Origin of the sequence: Sphingomonas adhaesiva, from assembly GCF_036946305.1 — a bacterium.
Lineage (GTDB): Bacteria > Pseudomonadota > Alphaproteobacteria > Sphingomonadales > Sphingomonadaceae > Sphingomonas > Sphingomonas adhaesiva_B.
The window spans coordinates 45,305-65,807 of record NZ_JAQIJJ010000004.1; the positions used below are offsets into that span (position 1 = coordinate 45,305).

The following is a 20,503-nucleotide window of genomic DNA, read 5'->3' on the forward strand; positions in this document are numbered from 1 at the left end:
CTTACTCGGGCTGCGATGCGGCCAGTTCGTGCCCGTCGACATCGCGAAAATGGAACCGCCGACCGCCCGGAAAGGCGAAGATCGGCACGGTGATCGTGCCCCCGGCCTGCGCGACCGCATCCTGCGCGGCCTCCAGATCGGCGACCTCGATCACCGGCAGCGGTGCTGCGATCCGGTCGGACGCGGCGTCGAGGCCGATGTCCGTGTCGCCGCTGAGCGTCGCGGCATAGTCAGGCCCGAAGTCGGTAAAGGCCCAGCCGAACGCCTGTTCGTAGAAGCGCTTGGCCGCCGCTCGATCCCGCGTCGCCAATTCCAGATAATTGAGGCGCGCCATAACGATTCTCCTGCATCGTTCTTGCTATGTTCTATGGTGGTGGATAGGATTGCGCAATGGCGAATCCCCGGCCTCATCGCGGCGCGACGCTGAACGCGGAGAGCCAACGCTTCAACCTGCCGCAGACAGAGGCCGATGGCGAATGGCTCGACGCGCGCGACACGATCGACGGCGCGCCGTCGCCGTTGCGCACCACCGTGACCGTCGAGCATGCGCGCACGATCATCACCCGCAACCGTTCGCCCGACGTGCCGTTCGATCGCTCGATCAACCCCTATCGCGGCTGCGAGCATGGCTGCATCTACTGCTTCGCGCGGCCCAGCCACGCCTTTCACGATTTGTCGCCCGGGCTGGACTTCGAAACGAAGCTGTTCGCCAAGCCCGATGCCGCCGCGTTGCTGCGCGCGGAACTCGCGAAGCCGGGCTACGCCTGCCAGCCGATCGCGATGGGCACCAACACCGACCCCTATCAGCCGATCGAGCGCGAGTGGCAGGTGACGCGCCGCGTGATCGAGGTGCTGGCGGACTGCGACCATCCTCTGGTCGTCACCACCAAGTCCGACCGCGTCGTGCGCGACCTCGACCTGCTGGCGCCGATGGCGACCAAAGGCTTGGTCGCGGTCGCCATTTCGGTCACCTCGCTCGACCCGCGCATCGCGATGACCGTCGAGCCGCGCGCGCCCACCCCGGAGCGGCGGCTGGCGGCGGTGGCGCGGCTCGCAGCCGCGGGCGTGCCGACCTATGTCAACATGGCGCCCGTCATCCCCGCGATCACCGATGGCGAAGTGGAGGCGATCGTCGCCCGCGCCGCCGCGGCGGGCGCGCGCGGCGTGTCGTTCATCCCGGTGCGGCTGCCGTGGGAGGTGGCACCGCTGTTCCGCGCCTGGCTCGACGAACATTTTCCGGAGCGTGCGGGCAAGGTGATGGCGATCGTCCAGTCGCTGCGCGGCGGGAAGGACAATGATCCGCGCTTCGGCATGCGGATGAAGGGCGAAGGGCCATGGGCGGAGCTGCTGCGCACCCGCTTCCGCATCGCGCGCGCCAAAGCAGGGTTCAGCGACGAACGCCGCAGGCTGGACCTGCGCTGCGACCTGTTCCGCCCGCCCGCGGGCGCGCAGGGGGAGTTGTTTTGATGCCCTGCCGTGTTCCGGCGAACGCCGGAACCCAGAGCCCAGTATAACAACGATCGTGAGCGCGCACGACCCTGGGCTCCTGCGTGCGCAGGAGCACGAGATGGCATCACCCCACCGAGCGCAGTCGCGTCTCCTCGATATCGAACTCCACCTTCGTCACACCGGGCAGCGATTCGATCCGTTCCGCCAGTTCGGCATCCAGCGCGAAATCGCGGTCGAGGATCACCACCGCGGTGTCGCCATTCTCCAGCGGCACCTTCAGCGTCACCTTGCCGCGCGCGCCACGCAGCGGGCCGATCAGCGCCGCCAGCATCGCGATCGCGGCCTTGTCGGCGACGGTCACCTCCAGCGCGAACCGTGTCGTGGTCGCCAGCCCCTCGAACGGGCGAATCGCCTTGATCGAGACGCGCGGCGTCTCCTCGCCGGGGCGACGATCCAGCTCGACCGTCATCAACCCGCAGCCGCCGTTCTTGGCCGCTTCCTCCAGATCCGCGGAGGTGCCGTCCTCGAAACAGGTCGCGACGAACTGTCCGGTGGCGTCCGACAGCGTCGCCATCAGATAGCGCCGCCCGCGCGCGGAGGTGCGCCAGCGCGCGTCCTCCACCATCACCGCCATCGTCGCCATCACCCGCGCGCCATCGGGGATCGGCAGATCGCCGAGCGCGACATAGCTGCGCGCGCCGTGCATCTTCGCCAGATGGCGGTAGCGGTCGACCGGATGCGCGGAAAAATAGAAGCCGAACGCCTCCTTCTCCTGCTCCATCCGCTCGGCGAGCGGCCAGCGCGCCTGCGGGGGAAGCTTGATGACGTCGCCCGCCCCGCCGCCATCGTCGCCGAACAGCCCGCCCTGCCCGCTGGTGCGGCCGTGATGCGTGCTGGCGGCGATGGCGAGGATCGTCTCCGCGACCGCATGGACGCCCGCGCGATTATCCTCCAGCCCGTCGAACGCCCCCGCCGCGGCCAGCGTCTCCAGCTGGCGCTTGTTGAGCAGGCGCGGGTCGACGCGGCTGGCGAAATCGTCGAGGCTGCGGAACGGCCCGTTGGCGCGTTCCTCGATCAATTTCTCCATCGCGCCCTCGCCGACGGATTTCAGGCCGGCGAGCGCATAGCGGACGCCATAAAGCCCCTCCTCACCCGCGGCCTGCACATCGAATTCCGCGAGGCTCGCGTTGATGCACGGCGCCAGCAGCGGCACGCCCAGTCGCCGCATGTCGTCGACGAAGATCGCCAGCTTGTCGGTCAGATGGATGTCGTAGCACATCGATGCGGCGAAGAATTCCGCCGGGTGATGCGCCTTCAGCCACGCCGTCTGATACGCCAGCAGCGCATAGGCCGCCGCGTGGCTCTTGTTGAAGCCATAGCCGGCGAACTTGTCGATCAAATCGAACAGCTGGTTCGCATAATCCGCCTTGATCTGGTTATGCTCGGCGCACCCGGCGACGAAGGTGGCGCGCTGCGCGTCCATCTCCGCCTTGATCTTCTTGCCCATCGCGCGCCGCAACAGGTCCGCGCCGCCCAGCGAATAGCCCGCCAGCACCTGCGCGGCCTGCATCACCTGTTCCTGATAGACGAAGATCCCATAGGTCTCGTTCAGGATCGGCTCCAGCAGCGGATGGGGATAGGTGATCTCCTCCTGCCCCTGCTTGCGGCGCCCGAACGACGGGATATTGTCCATCGGCCCCGGGCGATACAGCGAGACGAGCGCGATGATGTCGCCGAAGTTGGACGGCCGCACCGCCGACAGCGTGCGCCGCATCCCTTCCGATTCCAGCTGGAACACGCCCACCGTGTCGCCGCGCTGGAGCAATTTATAGACGCCTTCGTCGTCCCACGGCAGCGCGTCGAGGTCGACCGCGATGCCGCGCTGGTCGAGCAGCTGGATCGCCTTCTTCAGCACCGACAGCGTCTTCAGGCCCAGAAAGTCGAACTTCACCAGCCCGGCGCCCTCGACATATTTCATGTCGAATTGCGTCACCGGCATGTCGGAGCGCGGATCGCGGTACAGCGGCACCAGCTGCGCCAGCGGCCGGTCGCCGATCACCACGCCCGCGGCGTGCGTAGAGGAGTGGCGCGGCAGCCCCTCCAGCTTGGTCGCCAGATCCCATAGATGGCGGACCTGATTGTCGTTGGAATATTCCTTGGCCAGCTCCGGCACGCCATTCAGCGCGCGCTTCAGGTCCCAGGGATCGGTCGGGTGGTTGGGCACCAGCTTCGCCAGTCGGTCGATCTGGCCATAGCTCATCTGCAACACACGGCCGGTGTCCTTCAGCACCGCGCGCGCCTTCAGCTTTCCGAAGGTGATGATCTGCGCCACCTGATCGCGGCCGTATTTTTCCTGCACGTAGCGGATCACCTCGCCACGCCGGGTTTCGCAGAAGTCGATGTCGAAGTCGGGCATCGACACGCGCTCGGGGTTCAGGAAGCGCTCGAACAGCAGCCCCAGTTGGAGCGGGTCGAGATCGGTGATCGTCAGCGCCCAGGCGACCGCAGAGCCTGCGCCCGATCCACGTCCCGGCCCCACCGGAATGTCATGCGACTTCGCCCATTGGATGAAGTCCGCGACGATCAGGAAGTAACCGGGGAACCCCATCTGGATGATGACGTCCAGCTCGAACTCCAGCCGCTCGCGATAGGCGTCCTGCCACCCCGGCTCGCCCGCCTGCCCCAGCTCCTCGATCCGCTGCAACCGTGCCGCCAGCCCGTCGCGCGCGCGGTCGCGCAGCATCGCCGCCTCGCCCTCGCGGTCGCCCGCCAGGCTGGGGAGAATCGGCTTGCGCTTCGGCGCGGCGACCGCGCAGCGCTGCGCCACCACCAGCGTGTTCGCGATCGCCTCGGGCAGATCGTCGAACAGCGCGATCATCTCGGCCGCCGGCTTCATCCACGCATGGCCGCAACTGCGCGGGCGATCCTCGCTTTCGACATAGGTGGAATGCGCGATGCACAGCATGGCGTCATGCGCGTCGCCGAAGCTCGCTTCCTCGAAGCAGCTCGGATTGGTCGCCACGATCGGCCAGCCGCGATCGAAGGCGAGGTCGAGCAGATGCTCTTCCGCTTTCTCCTCCACCGCATCGCCGCGGCGCACCAGCTCGACATACAGCCGATCGGGGAAGATCGCGTGCAGCCGGTCGGCATAGGCGGCGGCGCGCGCCGGCTGATCCTCCGCGAACAGCCGCGCGACGCCCCCCTCCCCGCCTGCGGTCAGCGCGATCAGCCCGGCGGCATGCCGCTCCAGCACGTCGAACCCGACATGCGGCGCCAGTTCGAGCGGTCGGTCGAGGTGCGCGTGGCTGACCAGCGCGCACAAATTGTCGTACCCGGTCGTGTCCTGCGCATAGAGCGCGATCCAGTCGATCACCGGGGGCGCCCCCCTCCGGCATGTCCGGTCGCGCGATGCCCAGCATCGTCCCGATCACCGGCTGCACCCCCGCCCCCGCCGCCGCATCGGAGAAGGCCATCGCGGCGTACAGCCCGTTGCGATCGGTCAGGCCCGCGGCGGGAAAGCCCAGCTTCGAGGCGCGCTTGGCGATCGCCTTCGGTTCGATCGCACCGTCCAGCATCGTGTAGGAGGAGAAGATGCGGAGCGGTACGAACCCGGAGTGCGCCATCGCCTCCAGATAGGGCAGCGGCGCTGATTCGACCAGCACGGAACCGCCCCCCGACCCCACCCGTTCGCCGCAACGCGGAACATGGAAGGAACCACCGTCATGACGGACATGCGCACGGACCAACGCCCGGTCATGGGCGCCGGCTGGGGCTGGATCATGGCCTATGGCGTGGTCTCCTCGCTGGTCGGCCTCGCCGCCTTTCTGTGGCCGTTCGCGGCCACCTTCGCCGCGACGGTGACGATCGGCGCCTTCTTCTTCATCTCAGGCGTGTTCGCGATCGCCGCCGGGCTGTTCGGGCACGGGCACGACAGCCGGGCCTATTCGGTCGTCTTCGGGCTGGTATCGGTGATCGCGGGCGCGGTCATGGTGCTGGAGCCGGCGACGGGCGCGATCTCGCTGACGCTGATGGTGGCGATCTGGCTGGCGGTGCGCGGCGCGCTGGAGGTCTATTGGGGCTTCCGGGCGCGGCGGCGCGGGTTGATGATCGTGCTGGGCGTCGTCAACCTGTTGCTCGCGGTGTTCATCGTCGCAACCGTGCCGTGGTCCGCGCTGACGCTGCCCGGCTTCATCCTGGGGACCAGCTTCCTGATGGGCGGGATCGTCGCGATCGCTGCCGGTTGGGACCATCGCAGCGGCGCGGCACCGTTCGCGATGCCGACGTGAGTATTGTCCGTCCGGTGGCGTGGAGGCGCTTTACAACAGCGCCTCGATATCCTTCTCGATCTCCGCCGGCTTGGTCGTCGGCGCATAGCGCGACACCGTGCGCCCCTCGCGATCCACCAGGAACTTGGTGAAGTTCCACTTGATCGCCTTCGACCCCAGCACGCCTGGCGCATCCGCCTTCAACCGCGCGAACAGCGGGTCCGCGCCGTCGCCGTTGACGTCGATCTTCGCGAACACCGGGAAGGTCACGTCATAAGTCAGCGAACAGAAACTGGCGATCTCCGCCGCGTCGCCCGGCTCCTGCGCACCGAACTGGTTGCACGGAAACCCCAGCACCTCGAACCCCCGCTCGCCGAACTTGCGATGCAGCGCCTCCAGCCCCTCATATTGCGGAGTGAAGCCGCATTTCGACGCGGTGTTGACGATCAGCAGCACCTTGCCGCGATAGCCGGCGAGCGATTCTTCGCTGCCGTCCGCAGTCTTGACGGTAAAGTCGGTGATGGCGGTCATCGCACTCTCCCCAGCAGGAACTCGATATTCATGCGCACGCCGGGCCATTCGCCAGCGATGATCGAATAGACCACGATATCGCGGACGCGGCCGTTCATCACCTGATGCGACCGCAATACGCCATCGCGCTTCGCGCCCAGCCGCTCGATCGCCGCCTGCGAACGCTTGTTGAACCAGTCGGTGCGGATCTGGACGACATTGCACCCCAGCGTGTCGAAGGCATGGGTCAGCAGCAGCAGCTTCGCCTCGGTATTGACGCCGGTGCGCTGGACCGATCGCGCATAGAAGGTGCCGCCGATCTCCACCCGGCGATGCGCCTCGTGCATCCGCATCAACCGCGTCAGCCCGACGACGCGCCCGTCCGGTGTCTCCACCGTGAACGGCAACGCGCGGCCATGATCGCGCTCCTTCAACGCCGCGGCGACGAACGCCTCGGGATCGGTTAGCCCGGATACGTTGGCAAAGAACAGCTCGGTCAGGTCACCATCGCCCGCCGCTGCGGCCAGCGCGGGCGCATCCTCCGGCACCAGCGGACGCAGGCGGACGTGACGCCCGGTCAGCGTCGGCGTCTCGCCCCACAGGCTCACTGCAACTGCCCCTCGTGCAGCCGCACCACCCGGTCCATCTTCGCCGCCAGCCGCTCGTTATGCGTCGCCACCAGCGCCGCCGAGCCTTCGCCGCGCACCAGCCGCAGGAACTCGGCCAGCACCACGTCCGCGGTATGCTCGTCCAGATTGCCGGTCGGCTCGTCCGCCAGCACCAGCGCCGGGCGGTTGGCCAATGCGCGTGCCACCGCTACGCGCTGCTGCTCGCCGCCCGACAATTGCGACGGACGATGCGTCAGGCGATGGCCGACCGCCAGAGCGGTCAGCAATGTCGTCGCGCGCTCCTCCGCCACGGCGCGGGTCGCACCCTGGATCAGCTGCGGCAGGACGACATTCTCGATCGCGTTGAAATCGGGCAGCAGGTGATGGAATTGATAGATGAAGCCCAGCCGGTCGCGGCGCAGGTCGGTGCGCCCCGCCGCGTCCAGCTGCGCGGCCTCCTCGCCGCCGATGCGGATCGAGCCGGAAAAGCCGCCCTCCAGCAGCCCCACCGCCTGCAACAGCGTCGACTTGCCCGATCCCGATGGCCCCAGCAACGCGACGATCTCGCCCGGCGCGATCGCCAGGTCGACCCCGCGCAGGACGTGGATCGTCGTCTCGCCCTGCGTGAAGCTGCGCGCGAGGCCGGTGGTCTGCAACACCGCGCCGTCGGGCGCGGCCAGGCCACGCCCGCTGGCGCTGGCCGGCCCGCGCCGGCCGGTGCCGTCTTCGGCGTCACTCATAGCGCAACACCTGCACCGGATCGGTGCTCGCCGCCTTGAACGCGGGATAGACGGTCGCCAGGAACGTCATCACCAGCGTGACGATCACGATCAGCGTGATCTCGACCGGATTGGGCTTCGACGGCAGCTCGGTCAGGTAACGGATCGAGGGATCCCACAGATTCTGTCCCGTCAGCAGCTGAACGAAATTGACCACCGCCTGCCGGAAGAACAGGAAGATCGCGCCCAGGATCAGCCCCGCGATCGTTCCCAGCACGCCGATCGTGGTCCCCACCGTCATGAAGATGCGCAGCATCGCCCCCCGGCTCGCCCCCATCGTGCGCAGGATCGCGATGTCGCGCGTCTTGGAGCGCACCAGCATGATCAGCGAACTCGCGATATTGAAGGCCGCGACCAGGATGATGATGCACAAGACGACGAACATCGCGACGCGTTCGACCGCCAGCGCATCGAACAGCTCCGCGTTCAGCCGCCGCCAGTCGGCGACCACGCCATAGCCCTGCACCTTCGCCGCCAGTGGCGCCAGGATCGGGCCGACGCGATCGGGATCGACCGTCTGGATCTCCACCATGCCGACGCTGTCGCCCATCAGCAGGAAGGTCTGCGCATCGGGCAGCGGCATCATGACATAGGCCTTGTCATAATCGTAGATGCCGACCTCGAACACCGCGGCGACCGTATAGTTGACGATCCGCGGCACGGTGCCGAACGGCGTCGTCTGCCCCTGCGGGCTGACCAGCGAGATTTCCGACCCGATCGTCGCGCCCAGCGCCTCCGCCAGCCGCGCGCCGATCGCGATGTTGTTGCTGCCCGCGGTCACCGAATCCAGATTGCCGGCCACCACCTTGCTGCGGATCGCGGGGTTGCCGCGGATGTCCTGCACCCGCATGCCACGCAGCAGGATGAACTCGGCGCGGCCGTTATAGGTGGCGAACAGCGGCTGCTCGATCATCGGCACCGCGCTGGTCACACCCGGCGTCGCCTGCGCCTCCTGCACCACGCGACGCCAGTCGGGCAGCCGGCCGTTGAACCCCTGCACCACCGCATGGCCGTTCAGCCCGACGATCTTGTCGAACAGCTCGGCGCGGAACCCGTTCATGACGCTCATCACGATGACGAGTGCGGCGACGCCCAGCATCACCGCGCCGAGCGAGAATCCCGCCACCAGCACGATGAACCGTTCCCCCCGGCCCGGCAGCAGATAGCGCCGCGCGATCATGCTTTCATAGCGCGACAGCAACATGGCGGAGGCTCTAGGCGCGCCGCGGGCGGGGTGCAACGGGGGGCGTGCGCGCGGGGCATGTGGCGAATTCGTCACAGGGGCGCGACATTCGATTTATCCCCCGTTCATTTCGGTCGACAGCATCCCCACGCGCGGCGCATACGATCGCCACTGGCACACAGGCAAAAGGCCGTGGTTCGGGGAATGTTTTCCAGCCCCGCTTCGTTCCCACGAAGCGCGCGGGCGGAGGACTGGATTAGGGGGCTGACGAGCGATCGTCACGCAGGCGCCCGGGTCGTGAAAACGGCCCGGGCGTTTGCATTCGGGTCGCAGCCCGGTGCAAGCACCGGGCGTTGCGCCCGCGGCGCGGCGACCCCATCGGCCGGCGGGCCGGCACCGCCGGACCCGTCCGACGTCAAGCCGGCGGCTTCGCCGTCGGCGCTTCCTCACCCACACGTCACCCCGGACTCGACCCGGGGTCCCGCTTCCCTGCGACGTGCGTGAAGAAGCGGAACCTCGGATCAAGTCCGGGGTGACGAAGCCTCAGAAACTCGCCCCGATCGTCACGCCATAGGTCCGCGGATCCCCGACGTTGCCCGCGATCAGCCCGGTATTCCCTGGCGTCGTCGCCAGCACCTCGTAATAATTGTTGTCGAACACGTTGCGGACCCAGCCGAACACGTTGACCCCGCTGTCGGTGCGATAGCCCGCGCGCAGGTTGGCGAGCGTATAGCCGTTGATGTCGGTGTAGATCGACCGCGAGGCGTTCGAGGAGAACTTCGTCCGCGAATTGGCGTCGATGCCCAGATACGCCTGCCCCTGCTGCCCGAACAGTGCGGCGGGCACGTTATATTCGCCGCCATAGGAGAAGGCCGCCCTGGAGATGCCGGGCAACCACTGGCCGGAGATATCGCACACCACCGGGCTTTGCGCCCCCGGCACGCCCGCGGGACCGCCCGCACTGCCGACCGGAGCCGCCGGGCCGCCCGACAATTCCGGCGGGCATGGCGCGTTCTTGAAGTCGACATAGCGGCCATCGGTGATCGCGGCATTGACGTACAGGTTCAGCCGCTCGCTGGGCCGCACCGAGAAATCCGCCTCCACGCCGCGCACCCGCACCTTGCCCGCATTGGCCAGATAGCCGCGCAGGGTCGAGGTCGACTGGTTGTTGACCACCGCCTGATAGTCCTCGATCTGCGTCCAGAAACCCGTGATGTTCAGCGTGATCCGGCGATCCCAGAATTGCGACTTCGCCCCGATCTCGAAATGGTCGACCTTCTCGGGTGCGATCTGCGCCAGCTGGGTCTGCACCACGCCGTTGACCACGGGCACGCCATTCAGGTTCAGCCCGCCCGATTTGAACGTGTGGGCATAGGTGCCGTAGAGCAGGATATCGCGCGACGGCTTGTACGAGGCGGTCACGTCATAGGTGACGTTCCATGCGCGATACGCCTCGCCCTCGAACGCCTGCGGCTGGATCGCGTCGCGCTGCGCCGCCTGCCGCGCGGTCCCACCGCTGTACGGCACCAGATTGCCCTGCGCATCGCGCACGATGCTGACATAGCTGCCGACCTTGTCGTCATAATTGAGCCGCACGCCCGGCGACAGCGTCACCTGATCGGTCACGTCCCAGTTGAGCTTGCCGAACACCGCACCGCTGAAGTTCTTCAGCCGGATGTCGTTGCTGGCGGTCAGCCCGTCGAGCACCGACGGATCGCAGGCGAGCGCGGTCGGCGACGCGGTGCAGCCATTGGCGGGCGGATTGATCAGCCACCGGCTCGCCGCCGTCCCCTGCCGCTGCGTGCCCGTGGTGTGGATATCCTGATAGAAAGCGAACAGTCCGGCGACATAGTTGAAGCCATTGCCTTCGCCGGCGTAGCGGAATTCCTGCGTATATTGGTCCTGCCGGGTCGGGTTCTGCGACAAGGTGGTGATCGGCAGGCCGGTGAAGTCGCGATCGTTGGCGGGCAGCCAGTCCCAGAAGCGCCACGCCGTGACCGACGTCAGCGTCCCCTCGCCCAGCTGCAGTTCGCCGCGCAGCGACACGCCGCCCAGCACGTTCCTCGCCTGTAGCTGCGCGTCGAGATCGGTGACGCGGTCGAACGCGTTGCGGCTCGGCGGTTCGTAGTTGAGCGCCGCCGCCAGCGCGTCGAATTGCCGGTTGAGCGCGCGCTGCGTGGTGCCGACGCGGACGAAGATCTGCGCGCAGCAGTCCGGATCCTGCCGGCTGTAATCGCCCGACAGCGTGACGTTCAGCGCATCGCTCGCCTTCCACAGCAAGGCGGCCCGCACGCCCAGATTGTCCTGACTGTTGACGTTGGTGCCGGTGCGCACATTGTAGATCGTGCCGCGCCGGTCGGTGGTCGACATGCCCAGCCGCACCGCGACCGTGTCGCTCAACGGGCCGGAGATCGACGCCTTGGCCTGTTTGAACGCCAGGTTGCCCGCGGTCACCTCCGCGCGGCCCTCGAAGGTGAAGCTGGGGGGCTTGCTGGTGATGCTGATCGCACCGGCGACGGTGTTCTTGCCGTACAGCGTCCCCTGCGGCCCGCGCAGCGTCTCGATCTGCTGCACGTCGAGGAAGTCGAGCGTCGCCGCCGCGACGCGGCTGAGATACACCTGGTCGATATAGACGCCGACGCCCTGGTCGATGCCGTCGTTGGTCAGCCCCAGCGGCGCGCCCAGCCCGCGGATGTTGACCGACGAATTGCGCGGGTTGGTGGAGTAGAATTGCAGCGTCGGCTGAAGCTGCTGCAACCGCGCCACGTTGAAGCTGCCGGTATTGTCCAGCTCCTTCACACCCACGACGGAGATCGGGATCGGCACGTTCTGCACCTGCTCCGACCGGCGGCGCGCGGTGACCACGACATCGGCCGCGGCGGAGCTGCGCTGCACATCCTCCTCGGTCCGCGTCGGCGCGCCGGGTGCGCTGGCGCCGACCACCACCTGCGCGGGCGCCGGCTCCGCTTGCGGCGTCGGCGGTGCGGTCGCGGCATCGGTCTGCGCGGCCAGCAACAAGGCAAGCGTGATCGACATCTATCCCCCTGGGTCGGTCTTCCGTTGCCGCGGAGGATGGTGAAGTCACGATACCCGATCAACAAAGTAGGAGTTTCAACGGCCCTTGAAACACTTCACATCGGCACCATCTTCGTGGCGTGCGGTGCCGCTGGCCGGGCCGCACGGGAACCGGGGTGCCGCGGATGACCGGGCGCCCGCTTCAGATAGCTCATCGGAGGATTTGACATGCGTTTCGACCTCACCCCCTATCGCCGCTCCGCGATCGGTTTCGACCGGCTGTTCGACATGATCGAGCAGAATGCGCGCGGCACGTCCGAAAATTATCCGCCCTTCAACCTGGAGCGCGTGGCGGAGGACCGTTACCGCATCACGCTGGCGGTCGCCGGGTTCAGCCGCAGCGAGATCGAGATCGTCGCGCAGCAGAACCTGCTGGTCGTCGCCGGCCGCAAGGACGAGAAGGCGGACAACGGCCACTTCCTGCACCTGGGCATTGCCAATCGCAGCTTCGAGCGGCGGTTCGAGCTGGCCGATTTCGTTCTGGTGGAGGATGCGCGGCTGAACGACGGCCTGCTGGTGATCGACCTGGTCCGCGAGGTGCCCGAGGCGATGAAGCCGAAGACCATCGCGATCAAGACCGGCGCGCCGCTGACCGCGGTCGAGGACAACGCGGGCGACGAGTCCAGGGCCGCGTAACGCACCCCCGCAAGGGGTCGCGAAGAGAATTGGCGCCTCTTTGCTCCCTTTCGAGGCGCCGATGGGGGCGTCCGGGTCCACAAGGCCCGGGCGCCTTTCCCTTTTTCAAAGCCCCTCCCCTTCAGGGGAGGGGTTTGGGGTGGGGCAGTCAAGAGCCACTGGCGACAGTCTCGGTGAGACCTCCCCCACCCCAACCCCTCCCCTGAAGGGGAGGGGCTTGAAATGTGGCCTAAAACCCCGCGTAATCGCTAAACCGCGTGATCGTCGGATCGAATTTCAGCACCACCTTGCCCGTCGCACCGTGGCGCTGCTTGGCGACGATCAGCTCCGCCAGCCCGAACACCCGCTCCATGTCCGCCGCCCAGCGCGCGTGATCCTCGAACACATTGGCCGAATCCCCTTCCATCGGCCGCTTCGGTTCGCGCTGCGCGGTGTAATAATCCTCGCGGAACACGAACCACACCATGTCGGCGTCCTGCTCGATCGACCCCGATTCGCGCAGATCCGACAGCATCGGGCGCTTGTCCTCGCGGCTTTCCACCGCACGGCTCAGCTGCGACAGCGCCAGCACCGGCACGTTCATGTCCTTGGCCAGCGTCTTCAGCCCGCGCGAGATCTCCGAAATCTCCTGCACGCGGTTGCCGTCGCCCTTCCCCGAGCCGGTCAGCAGCTGGAGGTAGTCGACCACCACCAACCCGATCTCGTTATTGTGCCGCCGCTGGAGCCGCCGCACGCGCGTGTGTAGCGCGCCGATCGTCAGGCCGCCGGTGTCGTCGATGAAGAATGGCAGATTCTCCAGTTCCGCCGCCGCGGCCGCCAGTTGCTCGAACTCCTGCTTGCTGATCTTGCCCATGCGCAACGCCTCGGAACTGATCCGCGACTGTTCCGCCAGGATACGCGTGGCGAGCTGGTCCGCGCTCATCTCCAGGCTGAAGAAGGCGACCTTCGCGCCCACCGACTTGGAAGGCGGGATGCCGTCGCGCATGTCGCGCATCCAGCGCTGCGCCGCATTGAACGCAATGTTGGTCGCGAGCGACGTCTTCCCCATGCCGGGACGTCCCGCCAGGATCATGAGGTCGGAATGGTGCATGCCGCCGATCTTGGCGTTCACCGTGTCCAGCCCGGTGGTGACGCCCGACAGATTGCCGCCCCAGTTGAGCGCCTTCTCCGCCATCTTCACCGCCATGGTGCTGGCCTGGGCGAAGCTCTTGACGCTGCTCTCGGTCGCGCCCTCCGCGGAGACGCGGAACAATTCCTCCTCCGCTGCCTCGATCTGCGCGCGCGGGTTCACCTCCTCGCTGGTGTCCATCGCGCGATCGACCATCGTGTGGCCGACCGAAACCAGCGCGCGCAGCATGGCGAGGTCGTAGATCTGCTGCGCGAACTGGCGCGCACCGATCAGTCCGGCACCCGATCCGGTCAGGCTGGCGAGATAGCCGACCCCGCCCAGCTCGCGCATGCCCTCGTCCGCCTCGAACATCGGGCGCAGCGTCACCGGCGTCGCCAGCATGTCCTGCCCGCGCAAATTCTTGATCGCGGCGAAGATGCGGCCGTGGACGGGTTCGAAGAAGTGGATCGGTTCCAGCCGGTCGACGATGTCGTCGGCCAGCCGGTTGTCGATCATCATCGCGCCCAGCATCGCCGCCTCCGCCTCCACGTTGCGGGGCAGCTGAACGGGTTCGGCCGGGGCCGGTGCGGGGAATGCCAGAGTCGCCATGCCCCCCTATAGCGCGGCCGATGCGCGCGGTTACAGGGCCGCTGCGACGAAAGCTGTGGATAGCGCGCCGCTTCGGCTCTATCGGCACGCGGATGGCCGATCCGCGGATCATCGACATCGAACTGGACGAGCGCACCATCCTGTGGCGCTCGGCGGATATCGAGCAGGAGCGGCGGATCGCGATCTTCGACCTGATCGAGGGCAATCACTTCGCCCCCCAGCGCGAGCATGCCGACGGCTATGCCGGCCCGTATCGCGTCCGCCTGTCGGTCGAGGAAGGGCGGCTGGCGATCGAGATCCGGCGCGAGGACGGCACGCCGCTGGAGACCCTGGTGCTGGGGCTGGCGCGCTTCCGTCGCCCCATTAAGGACTATTTCGCGATCTGCGACAGCTACTTCCAGGCGATCCGTCAGGCCACGCCGCAGCAGATCGAGACCGTCGACATGGCGCGGCGCGGCATCCACAACGAGGCGGCGGAGCTGCTCCAGGAACGGCTGACGGGGAAGATCGAGATCGACTTCGACACCGCGCGCCGCCTCTTCACGCTCATCTGCGTGCTGCACATCAAGGCTTAGAAGATAGTTATGTGGGGTTTGGGACGCTTCGTGCTGTTCGCGGCGGCATTCGCGCTGGCCGGGGTGGCGGGATGGAGGATGGCGATCCGCTGGCATCCCTCGGTGGAGACCTATCCATCGCAGGGCGTCGACGTGTCGGAAGCGACCGGCGCGATCGAATGGCCGGTACTGAAGGGGGCCGGTGCCGATTTCGGCTATGCCGTCGCCACGGTGGGCGCGACCGCGCGCGACCGCGCGTTCCAGACGCATTGGGCCGCGATGGCGACCGCGGGCGTGCGACGCGGCGCGATCCACGTCTTCTCCTTCTGCCAGGCGCCCGCGGCGCAGGCCGATGCCTTCAACACCGTCGTCCCGCATGACGACACCGCGCTGCCCGCCGCGATCGCCTTCGCCTTCGACGAGGGTTGCGCCGAACGGCCCGAGCGCGCGGCGCTGATCGACGGCGTCACCGACATGATCCATCGTATCGAATCGCACACCGGCAAGCCGGTGCTGCTCCAGGTGTCGCGCGCGGTGGAAAAGGACTATCGCCTGATAGAGGCGTTCAAGCGCAGCCTGTGGGCGACGGGCAATTTCCTGTCGCCTGCCTATGGCACGCGTGGATGGCGGATGTGGCGCGCGAGCGACATCCGCCGCGTCGAGGGGGTCGAGGGACCGGTGAACTGGGACGTGGCCGCGAAATGACCGAAGCAACCCGATTGATCGCCGCCGCGCGCGCCGCCGCAGCGCATGCCCACGCTCCCTATTCGCGCTTCGCGGTCGGGGCGGCGGTACTGCTGACCGATGGCAGCATCGTCACCGGCGCGAACGTGGAGAATGCCAGCTACGGCCTGTCGCTCTGCGCCGAGACGGTCGCGATCGCCACGGTCAGCGCGCAGGGGCGGCTGCGCGAGGTGGTCGCGGTGGGCGTGATCGGCGGCGCGATGGATGCGGACGGCCGCGCCACGGGCAACGACCCGGTGCGCCCGTGCGGCCGATGCCGGCAGGTGCTCAACGAGGCGGCGCAACTCGGCGGGCGCGATCTGACGGTGCATTGCGCCGGGGCGCAGGGGGATGCGGTGGCGAGCTATCGCCTGTCGGAACTGCTGCCCGATGCGTTCGGGCCGGGGGATCTGGGGATCGCCTGACCGTCCCGTGTTCCGGCGAACGCCGGAACCCAGGGCCAGGCAGAGCAACGTCGTCAGTGCCCCAAACCCTGGGCTCCTGCCTGCGCAGGAGCACGGCGATGTACCGTCATGCCGGACTTGATCCGGCATCCATGGTTCCGCAAACGCTGCGCTCGCGGACAGATGGACCCCGGATCAAGTCCGGGGTGACGACGTGGACAGGGCAACGTCACGCGACAAAAGAAAAGGCCGCGCCCGCCTCCCGGCAAGCGCGGCCCTCAACCTCACACCACCACGATCAGTAGCGATAGTGATCCGGCTTGAACGGCCCCTCGACCGGCACACCGATATAACCCGCCTGCTTCGGCGTCAGCTTGGACAGCTGGACACCCAGCTTCTCCAGATGCAGCGCCGCGACCTTCTCGTCGAGGTGCTTGGGCAGGACATAGACCTCGTTCTTGTACTGCTCGCCCTTGGTCCACAGCTCGATCTGCGCCAGCGTCTGGTTGGTGAACGACGCCGACATCACGAACGACGGATGGCCCGTCGCGCAGCCCAGGTTCACCAGCCGACCCTTGGCCAGCACGATGATCTGCTTGCCGTCGGGGAACTTCACCAGGTCGGTGCCCGGCTTCACTTCCGACCATTCATAGTTGCTGAGCGCCGCGATCTGGATCTCGCTGTCGAAGTGGCCGATGTTGCACACGATCGCCATCGGCTTCATCGCCTTCATGTGATCGGCGGTGATGACGTCGGCGTTGCCGGTCGCGGTGCAGAAGATGTCGGCGCGCTTCACCGCCTCGTCCATCGTGACGACCTCATAGCCCTCCATCGCCGCCTGCAGCGCGCAGATCGGATCGATCTCGGTCACCAGCACGCGCGCGCCGCCGTTGCGCAGCGACGCGGCCGAGCCCTTGCCCACGTCGCCGAAGCCCGCGACACAGGCGACCTTGCCCGCCAGCATCACGTCGGTGGCGCGGCGGATCGCATCGACCAGCGACTCCTTGCAGCCGTAGAGATTGTCGAACTTCGACTTCGTCACCGAGTCATTGACGTTGATCGCGGGGAACGGCAGCTCGCCCTTCTTCGCGATCTCGTACAGGCGGTGGACGCCGGTGGTCGTCTCTTCCGACACGCCCTTCAGGTTCTTGACCGTCTGCGTCAGATAGCCGGGATACTTGGCGATGAACGCCTTGACCGAGCGCTGGAACTCGACCTCTTCCTCATTCTCCGGCTCGCCGAACGACGCACCCGCCTCCAGCTTCGCGCCCCACAGCGCGAACATGGTGGCGTCGCCGCCGTCATCCAGGATGATGTTGGCGGTCTGGCCGTCCGTATCGGCACCCCAGTTGAAGATGTCGCCGACATAGTCCCAATATTCGGCCAGCGTCTCGCCCTTCACCGCGAACACCGGGATGCCGGCGGCGGCGATGGCGGCGGCGGCATGGTCCTGCGTCGAGAAGATGTTGCAGGTCGCCCAGCGCACGTCCGCGCCCAGCGCGACCAGCGTCTCGATCAGCACCGCGGTCTGGATCGTCATGTGGAGCGAGCCGGTGATGCGCGCGCCCTTCAGCGGCTGCGACGCGCCGAATTCCTCGCGCAGCGCCATCAGGCCGGGCATCTCCGTCTCGGCGATCGCGATCTCCGCGCGGCCGAAATCGGCGAGGCCGATGTCCTTGATGACGTAATCGTTCTTTTCGAGCACGGGGGCGGTAGCCACGGCGTAATCTCCGTCAAGTTTGGCCGACCAAGGCGCGCGTCGGCACCGATCGGCATCCGCGCGCTGTAGCGGCTGGTTCGCCGCCGATCAAATATAAAGATATCTTTATATCAGGCGCGTCCGCCCTCGCTCGACAGCAGGCGCGGATCGACGCCGGCGGCCGCGAACCCGCGCGTCCAGCGATCGTCCGCGGCGGTGTCGAACAGCATGGCGGGGGTGTCGGTGACGTTCAGCCAGCCGTGGCGCGTCATCTCCGCATCGAGCTGCCCCGGCCCCCATCCGGCATAGCCCAGCGCGACCAGCCAGCGCGACGGCCCGGTGCCGCCCGCGATCGCGCGCAGCACGTCCAGCGTGCCCGACAAGGCCCAGCGGCCGGCGACATCCAGCGTGTCCTGCCCGCCCCAGTCGGCGCTGTGCAGCACGAACCCGCGCCGCGTCTCCACCGGCCCGCCGAAATGGACCGGCGCATCGGGTGCGACGCCGGGCGCGATCTCCAGCTGCTCCAGCAAATCGTGCAGCCCCAGCCCGGCGACCACCGCGCCGATGCCGATGCCCAGCGCGCCGCTGTCGTCGTGATGGCACATCGCGATCACCGACCGGTCGAACCGCGGATCGCCGATGCCGGGCATCGCCAGCAGGAACTGGCCGGTCAGGAAGGTCGCGGTTTCCATCATGCCGGGATGTAGGGGGTCGGGCGCCGCTTGCCAAAGCTTGAAATCGCCCGCACGCACTGCAACGTACCGCGCGACCTCAACGGAGATGATGCATCATGACGATCAACGTCGGCGACACGCTGCCCACCGCCAGGCTGACCCGGCTGACCGCCGACGGCATGGAGCCGGTCGATGCGGCGGAATATTTCAAGGGCCGCAAGGTCGCGCTGTTCGCGGTCCCGGGCGCCTTCACCCCCACCTGCTCGGCCAAGCACCTGCCGGGCTATCTGGAAAAGGCCGAGGCGCTGAAGGCGCAGGGGATCGAGGAGATCGCGTGCACCAGCGTCAACGATCCCTTCGTGCTGGGCGCCTGGTCGAAGCAGTCGAGCGCCGAGGGCGTGACGATGCTGGCCGACGGCAACGGCGACTTCGCCGAGGCGCTGGGCCTCGCGATGGACGGCAGCAAGTTCGGCATGGGCAAGCGCAGCCAGCGCTATTCGATGGTGGTCGACGACGGCGTCGTCACGCAGATCAACGTCGAGGCGCCGGGCGAATTCAACGTCAGCTCGGCCGATCACATGCTGAGCAAGCTTTGACCTGAACCTTCCCCATCATGCCGGGCTTGACCCGGCATCCAGGGCGCCGCACGCAAACAGACGTGATCGCTCGCCGCCCTGGACCCCGGGTCAAGCCCGGGGTGACGGCGTGATGGGGGCGAGGTTTCGCGCTACGGCATCCCCGTCTTGTCAGCGTCACATCGCGCATGTAACCCCCTGCGATGACCGCTGCCGACATCGTCACCGAACTCGACCGCCTCTACGCCGCGTCGGTCGACCGCCTCAAGGCCGCCATCTCCGCCTATATCGCCGACGGCACCGTGCCGCCCGCGGAGGCACGCAAGGACGGCTCCTTCGCCTATCCCGAGATCCGCCTGCGCTTTGCCGGCGGCGACGGGCGTCCCACCCCGCTGCGCTCCTTCGGCCGGCTGACCGCGCCGGGCGAATATCGCATCTCCGTCACCAAGCCCGCGCTGTTCGCCGATTACCTCGTCGAGCAGCTGACATTGCTGGTCGAGGACTACGACGTCACGGTCGAGGCCGTGCCGGGGCGGCAGGAGATCCCCTACCCCTATGTCATCGATCCGGGTCACGCGCTGAGCCTCGACGCGGTGTCGGTGGCGGAGCTGGCGCGCTGGTTCCCCACCACCGAACTAGCGTTCATCGGCGACGAGATCGCGGACGGGTTGTGGGCCTCGATCGACGGCACCCGGCCGCTGGCGCTGTTCGACGGCCTGCGCACCGATTTCAGCCTCGCACGGCTGCGCCACTATACCGGCACCCCGCCGGAGCACGTCCAGCGCTACGTCCTGTTCACCAACTACCACCGCTATGTCGACGAATTCGTCCGCTGGGCCGCGCAGCAGGTCGGCGGCGACAGCCGCTTCACCGCGCTGTCCGGCCCCGGGGGAGTGATGTTCCGCGCCGGTGACGACCCCGCGATCCTCGACGACAGCGCGTGGCGCCGGCTCCAGATGCCCGCCTATCACCTGATGGCGGACGACCGCACCGGCATTACGCTGGTCAACATCGGCGTCGGCCCGTCCAACGCCAAGACGATCTGCGACCATCTCGCGGTGATGCGGCCGGAGGCGTGGCTGATGATCGGCCATTGCGGCGGGCTGCGGCCGTCGCAACGGATCGGCGACTATGTCCTCGCCCACGCCTATCTGCGCGACGACCATGTGCTGGACGACATGCTGCCGCCCGAGATCCCGGTGCCCGCGATCGCGGAGGTGCAGCAGGCGCTGGCCCGCGCCGCGGAAACGGTGTCGGGCCAGTCGGGCGAGGAGCTGAAGCGGCGGCTGCGCACCGGCACGATCGTCACCACCGACGACCGCAACTGGGAATTGCGCTATTCGCGCTCGGCGTTGCGCTTCTCGCTCAGCCGTGCGGTCGGGATCGACATGGAATCGGCCACGATCGCGGCGCAGGGCTACCGCTTCCGCGTCCCCTACGGCACGTTGCTGTGCGTCTCCGACAAGCCGCTCCACGGCGAGCTGAAGCTGCCCGGCCAGGCCAACCGCTTCTACGAGCGCGCGATCAGCGAACATATGCGGATCGGCATCGAGACGTGCGAGGAGCTGCGCCGCGAAGGCGCGAAATTGCACAGCCGTAAGCTGCGCGCCTTCAACGAGCCCCCCTTCCGCTGATGACGTTCCGCTGATGTA

The 20,503-nt window shown here is 67.5% G+C and carries 17 protein-coding genes and 1 pseudogene; 8 read left to right on the forward strand and 10 right to left on the reverse strand.

Going from position 1 to position 20,503, the window contains the following annotated elements; translation table 11 throughout:
- Window position 1 precedes the first annotated feature (1 nt).
- Window positions 2-334 (reverse strand): VOC family protein, encoded by a 333-nt coding sequence (locus PGN14_RS06605; protein WP_335298670.1) that lies wholly within the window; start codon window positions 332-334, stop codon window positions 2-4.
- A 56-nt stretch (window positions 335-390) separates the two neighbouring features.
- Here PGN14_RS06605 and PGN14_RS06610 point away from each other — a divergent pair, with 56 nt between their 5' ends.
- A complete protein-coding gene (locus PGN14_RS06610) occupies window positions 391-1,467 on the forward strand; it encodes a PA0069 family radical SAM protein (RefSeq protein WP_335298671.1) in 1,077 nt (358 codons plus the stop codon).
- A 106-nt stretch (window positions 1,468-1,573) separates the two neighbouring features.
- Here the strand turns inward: PGN14_RS06610 and dnaE are convergent.
- Window positions 1,574-5,072: pseudogene (gene dnaE, locus PGN14_RS06615) on the reverse strand (DNA polymerase III subunit alpha).
- A gap of 99 nt (window positions 5,073-5,171) precedes the next feature.
- On the opposite strand from dnaE, the gene PGN14_RS06620 reads away from it, so the two are divergent.
- Entirely contained in the window at window positions 5,172-5,735 is a 564-nt protein-coding gene (locus PGN14_RS06620) for an HdeD family acid-resistance protein (RefSeq protein ID WP_335298673.1), read from the forward strand.
- A gap of 30 nt (window positions 5,736-5,765) precedes the next feature.
- Here the strand turns inward: PGN14_RS06620 and PGN14_RS06625 are convergent, their stop codons facing one another.
- From PGN14_RS06625 to PGN14_RS06645, 5 genes are all read right to left on the reverse strand, one after another.
- On the reverse strand, window positions 5,766-6,245 hold the full coding sequence (locus PGN14_RS06625) for a glutathione peroxidase (RefSeq protein WP_335298674.1): 480 nt from the start codon (window positions 6,243-6,245) through the stop codon (window positions 5,766-5,768).
- The gene (locus PGN14_RS06630) at window positions 6,242-6,832 is read right to left on the reverse strand and encodes a GNAT family N-acetyltransferase (RefSeq protein WP_335298675.1); all 591 of its coding nucleotides are present in this window, start codon (window positions 6,830-6,832) and stop codon (window positions 6,242-6,244) included. The genes PGN14_RS06625 and PGN14_RS06630 overlap by 4 nt, the downstream gene beginning before the upstream one ends.
- Window positions 6,829-7,572, reverse strand: coding sequence for an ABC transporter ATP-binding protein (locus PGN14_RS06635; RefSeq protein WP_335298677.1), 744 nt, complete (start codon window positions 7,570-7,572; stop codon window positions 6,829-6,831). The genes PGN14_RS06630 and PGN14_RS06635 overlap by 4 nt, the downstream gene beginning before the upstream one ends.
- The gene (locus PGN14_RS06640) at window positions 7,565-8,815 is read right to left on the reverse strand and encodes a lipoprotein-releasing ABC transporter permease subunit (protein ID WP_335298678.1); all 1,251 of its coding nucleotides are present in this window, start codon (window positions 8,813-8,815) and stop codon (window positions 7,565-7,567) included. Before PGN14_RS06640 ends, PGN14_RS06635 begins: the two co-directional genes overlap by 8 nt.
- A gap of 522 nt (window positions 8,816-9,337) precedes the next feature.
- Window positions 9,338-11,830 (reverse strand): TonB-dependent receptor, encoded by a 2,493-nt coding sequence (locus PGN14_RS06645; protein ID WP_335298679.1) that lies wholly within the window; start codon window positions 11,828-11,830, stop codon window positions 9,338-9,340.
- Between the two features lie 207 nt (window positions 11,831-12,037).
- Between PGN14_RS06645 and PGN14_RS06650 the strand changes: the two genes are divergently transcribed.
- Window positions 12,038-12,505, forward strand: a complete 468-nt coding sequence (locus PGN14_RS06650) for an Hsp20 family protein (protein WP_335298680.1) — start codon at window positions 12,038-12,040, stop codon at window positions 12,503-12,505.
- Between the two features lie 229 nt (window positions 12,506-12,734).
- Here the strand turns inward: PGN14_RS06650 and PGN14_RS06655 are convergent, their stop codons facing one another.
- A complete protein-coding gene (locus tag PGN14_RS06655; protein ID WP_335298681.1) occupies window positions 12,735-14,222 on the reverse strand; it encodes a replicative DNA helicase in 1,488 nt (495 codons plus the stop codon).
- Window positions 14,223-14,314: 92 nt separating this feature from the next.
- Between PGN14_RS06655 and PGN14_RS06660 the strand changes: the two genes are divergently transcribed.
- Genes PGN14_RS06660 through PGN14_RS06670 form a run of 3 tightly spaced genes read left to right on the forward strand, consistent with a single transcriptional unit; the run spans window position 14,315 to window position 15,924 of the window.
- Window positions 14,315-14,797, forward strand: a complete 483-nt coding sequence (locus tag PGN14_RS06660) for a UPF0262 family protein (RefSeq protein ID WP_335299178.1) — start codon at window positions 14,315-14,317, stop codon at window positions 14,795-14,797.
- Window positions 14,798-14,806: 9 nt separating this feature from the next.
- A complete protein-coding gene (locus PGN14_RS06665) occupies window positions 14,807-15,481 on the forward strand; it encodes a glycoside hydrolase family 25 protein (RefSeq protein WP_335298682.1) in 675 nt (224 codons plus the stop codon).
- Window positions 15,478-15,924: a cytidine deaminase gene (locus tag PGN14_RS06670; RefSeq protein WP_335298683.1), complete on the forward strand. Its 447-nt coding sequence runs from the start codon at window positions 15,478-15,480 to the stop codon at window positions 15,922-15,924. The genes PGN14_RS06665 and PGN14_RS06670 overlap by 4 nt, the downstream gene beginning before the upstream one ends.
- A 277-nt stretch (window positions 15,925-16,201) precedes the next feature.
- Here PGN14_RS06670 and ahcY read toward each other — a convergent pair whose 3' ends face one another.
- Together ahcY and PGN14_RS06680 are read right to left on the reverse strand one after the other, a co-directional pair.
- Window positions 16,202-17,623 carry an adenosylhomocysteinase gene (ahcY, locus tag PGN14_RS06675; protein ID WP_443019469.1) on the reverse strand — a complete coding sequence of 474 codons (1,422 nt, stop codon included), beginning with the start codon at window positions 17,621-17,623 and terminating at the stop codon, window positions 16,202-16,204.
- Window positions 17,624-17,733: 110 nt separating this feature from the next.
- A complete protein-coding gene (locus PGN14_RS06680) occupies window positions 17,734-18,294 on the reverse strand; it encodes a YqgE/AlgH family protein (RefSeq protein ID WP_335299180.1) in 561 nt (186 codons plus the stop codon).
- A 98-nt stretch (window positions 18,295-18,392) separates the two neighbouring features.
- On the opposite strand from PGN14_RS06680, the gene PGN14_RS06685 reads away from it, so the two are divergent.
- Both PGN14_RS06685 and PGN14_RS06690 read left to right on the forward strand, forming a co-directional pair.
- Complete coding sequence (locus PGN14_RS06685; protein WP_335298684.1) at window positions 18,393-18,872, forward strand: peroxiredoxin; 480 nt, start codon at window positions 18,393-18,395, stop codon at window positions 18,870-18,872.
- Between the two features lie 182 nt (window positions 18,873-19,054).
- On the forward strand, window positions 19,055-20,485 hold the full coding sequence (locus PGN14_RS06690) for an AMP nucleosidase (protein ID WP_335298685.1): 1,431 nt from the start codon (window positions 19,055-19,057) through the stop codon (window positions 20,483-20,485).
- The last annotated feature ends 18 nt before the right edge of the window (window positions 20,486-20,503 follow it).

Bases quoted from the DNA above. Each gene is read 5' to 3' on its own strand.
- PGN14_RS06640 (WP_335298678.1), bottom strand. From the start codon at position 8,815: ATGTTGCTGTCGCGCTATGAAAGCATGATCGCGCGGCGCTATCTGCTG.
- PGN14_RS06650 (WP_335298680.1), top strand. From the start codon at position 12,038: ATGCGTTTCGACCTCACCCCCTATCGCCGCTCCGCGATCGGTTTCGAC.
- PGN14_RS06690 (WP_335298685.1), top strand. From the start codon at position 19,055: ATGACCGCTGCCGACATCGTCACCGAACTCGACCGCCTCTACGCCGCG.
- PGN14_RS06610 (WP_335298671.1), top strand. From the start codon at position 391: ATGGCGAATCCCCGGCCTCATCGCGGCGCGACGCTGAACGCGGAGAGC.
- PGN14_RS06625 (WP_335298674.1), bottom strand. From the start codon at position 6,245: ATGACCGCCATCACCGACTTTACCGTCAAGACTGCGGACGGCAGCGAA.
- PGN14_RS06670 (WP_335298683.1), top strand. From the start codon at position 15,478: ATGACCGAAGCAACCCGATTGATCGCCGCCGCGCGCGCCGCCGCAGCG.
- PGN14_RS06605 (WP_335298670.1), bottom strand. From the start codon at position 334: ATGGCGCGCCTCAATTATCTGGAATTGGCGACGCGGGATCGAGCGGCG.
- PGN14_RS06665 (WP_335298682.1), top strand. From the start codon at position 14,807: ATGTGGGGTTTGGGACGCTTCGTGCTGTTCGCGGCGGCATTCGCGCTG.
- PGN14_RS06660 (WP_335299178.1), top strand. From the start codon at position 14,315: ATGGCCGATCCGCGGATCATCGACATCGAACTGGACGAGCGCACCATC.
- PGN14_RS06635 (WP_335298677.1), bottom strand. From the start codon at position 7,572: ATGAGTGACGCCGAAGACGGCACCGGCCGGCGCGGGCCGGCCAGCGCC.
- PGN14_RS06685 (WP_335298684.1), top strand. From the start codon at position 18,393: ATGACGATCAACGTCGGCGACACGCTGCCCACCGCCAGGCTGACCCGG.
- PGN14_RS06680 (WP_335299180.1), bottom strand. From the start codon at position 18,294: ATGGAAACCGCGACCTTCCTGACCGGCCAGTTCCTGCTGGCGATGCCC.
- PGN14_RS06645 (WP_335298679.1), bottom strand. From the start codon at position 11,830: ATGTCGATCACGCTTGCCTTGTTGCTGGCCGCGCAGACCGATGCCGCG.
- PGN14_RS06655 (WP_335298681.1), bottom strand. From the start codon at position 14,222: ATGGCGACTCTGGCATTCCCCGCACCGGCCCCGGCCGAACCCGTTCAG.
- PGN14_RS06620 (WP_335298673.1), top strand. From the start codon at position 5,172: ATGACGGACATGCGCACGGACCAACGCCCGGTCATGGGCGCCGGCTGG.